This is a genomic window from Paenibacillus sp. Root444D2, from assembly GCF_001426375.1.
In the GTDB taxonomy this organism is placed as follows: Bacteria; Bacillota; Bacilli; order Paenibacillales; family NBRC-103111; genus Paenibacillus_E.
Window position 1 is genome coordinate 436,330 of record NZ_LMEO01000023.1, and the last position, 1,444, is coordinate 437,773.

Consider the following 1,444-nt stretch of genomic DNA (forward strand, 5'->3'; position numbering starts at 1 on the left):
TTTAAAGAACGTCATAATCGGTATGGAACCAACGGGACACTATGGATATAACCTTGCTAATTGGCTTGCTGACAAGGGCAAAGATGTTGTCATGGTGAATCCAGCTACCACCAAACGAAACAAGGAAAACCGCGATAATTCCCCCTCCAAGAGTGATCCGAAGGATGCACTCGTCATTGCTGATGTGGTTAGTCGAGGTTTCTACTATGATTTCTCTCGGCACGCTGTTGTCTTTCAAAGGTTGCAAACAATTATGAGTGATCGGGAATTTTGGGTAACAAATAGTGTGAGGTTGCAGAATCGGATTATTCGCTGGTTAGACATACGCTTCCCAGAGTATTTCTCCGTCTTTAAAGACTGGACAAGTAAGCGATCATTGGCCACTCTTAAGGAATTTCCTTCTCCGCAAGAAATAGAGTTGCTTTCCGTATCCGAAGTGATTACAGCCTGGAGGAAGCATATGAAGCGTGCCGCTGGCTCTACCGGCACGCAAAAAGCTGCTCAGCTAATTGCTACAGCTAAACAAAGTATAGGTGACACAACCGCTCTTCTTGAAGCAAAACAGGATCTCAAACGGTTATTAGAAGAGTTTGAACGGATTGTAGAGGTACTAGATACAATTGAAAAAGATATCGAAAAATTGCTTAGCGGTATTCCAATGGCCAAGCAATTACGTTCGATCGGCCTAGGCTTTATCTGTATTGCAGCAATTCTATCAGGCACTGGTGATCTCAGACAGTATGCCCACGGACGCCAGTTGTTACGTAAAGCAGGATTAAACCTAGCTGAAAGCACGTCCGGAAAGCGAAAGGGTCAGATCGTACTTTCCAAGAGGGGCGACGCAACGCTACGTAAATATCTTTACTTGGCAACGCTGCAGCTCATTGGAAATAACCCTGTGTTCAGACAACTGCACGAGTATAATGTTCAAATTAAGCAAATGAAGAAGCAACAGTCTCTGTTTAAAGTGCTTGGAAAACTGGCTCGAATCATCATTGGTATAGTTGCGCGAGGAGAGGACTTCTCTCCAGAAAGAGTGGTTCCTCTTATTAATCAAGCTGCTTAAGACTGATAAAGAACTGTGTATTGAGTCATTCGCAGGATTAAAAAAAGAAAGCACGGAGGACCGAGTTACTGCCCGATAAGGGCTCAGACCCGTCAGCTAAACGTTATCGGTCTCCACGCCTTGGTCAGGTGTAACGAAGGAATGTTAGGGCAAAGACCCGTAGAGTCATGGGATGGTGAACCCCAAGGTAAGTGTGGAGTGTTACGTGCAGAAGAATATCCCTTGGAGAAATGTTCCAACACTTCTTCTGTTCCCGCATGCCCAAAATGGGAATAGCTACATCTGATGAGCGCTCTCCTGAACAACATCTGCAAACCAAGGTGTCAAAATCCTGCGAATGAGTGAGTATATGTGAGATAAACCCTTAAAACCGAGGGA

Annotated in this window: 1 protein-coding gene; it reads left to right on the top strand. The window is 44.7% G+C overall.

The features are described 5' to 3' along the window. A partial coding sequence (locus tag ASD40_RS16045; RefSeq protein WP_063870788.1) for an IS110 family transposase occupies nt 1-1,066 on the top strand: 1,066 nt, incomplete at its 5' end. Nucleotides 1,067-1,444: the final 378 nt, after the last annotated feature.